Consider the following 948-nt stretch of genomic DNA (forward strand, 5'->3'; position numbering starts at 1 on the left):
ATCTATAACAATAGTTTCTACTGAAGTAAGGCTGACAATAGTGAATGATTGTTTGGATTACCAACCTTCGTAAGGTTGGAAAATCGAAATACATAAACCTCACCTTTTCATTAAATTCAAGTGTAGAATTTATTCATTTATTGTAATGCTATTTGTTGTTATAAATTGAGACAAATCGGCAAAAGGTTGAATAGCTTTTGTTGAAGTAAGGCATTAACTTGGTATAATTAACCGATCTTAAGACTATGATCGCATGTTGTTGAGAGGTTCATATAAACCCGAAACAAGATCATATCCTCAAAGATAACAGTAAACGTTAACAGATGACCAGTCATATCTTAAACCGCACAAATGAAGACCTATTTTACAAGCCTTAGCTTCACTTAATAAGCTGGTCAATCTTATCTGTGTATTTCTGTAACTACGCTAATTTTAAAACTCTTAAACAAACTAATCAAAACGTTAAAAACTATGGAACGCCAGGTTGTAAGAATGCAGGAGGAAGACGGACCTTGTTTTCATCCTCGTCTTCCCAATTGCAGTGAATCAAAAATTACATTTTTTACAGGAGGAGGAGGTTTAGTAAATGTCGCTGGCGCAGTAAATCCTTTTGCCGCGGGCGATATATTGTTTATACCGGGCTGTCAGCCTCATATTATCAGATTTATTTTTGAAGGCCAGCTAACCGGCTTAAGTCTCTATTTTAATAATTCCAGCTCTCCTTCGGCTCTGTTTTCGGTTCCAGAGATAAGAAGAACGGCTGATTTATTGTCCCGTTATTCGAGCGGTTTTAAAATTTCCGGAGCTGCGAGCGCTGCTATAGCAAAGAAATTTTTTGTTGCTAAAGGAGAACAGGGATTACAACTCCTAATTAAATTCCTGGAATTGCTTATGGAGTTGTATCGCTGCGAGAATATCGTTTCTTTGGCTCCTGAAAAGAATAATAAC

At 36.5% G+C, this 948-nt stretch carries 1 protein-coding gene; it reads left to right on the forward strand.

Annotated features, from left to right (window positions below; translation table 11 throughout):
• Positions 1–471: 471 nt before the first annotated feature.
• A partial coding sequence (locus tag ACNOHI_RS24595; protein WP_420477359.1) for a hypothetical protein occupies positions 472–948 on the forward strand: 477 nt, incomplete at its 3' end.

This window comes from Noviherbaspirillum sp. ST9 (assembly GCF_048799745.1).
Taxonomy (GTDB): domain Bacteria; phylum Pseudomonadota; class Gammaproteobacteria; order Burkholderiales; family Burkholderiaceae_D; genus Noviherbaspirillum.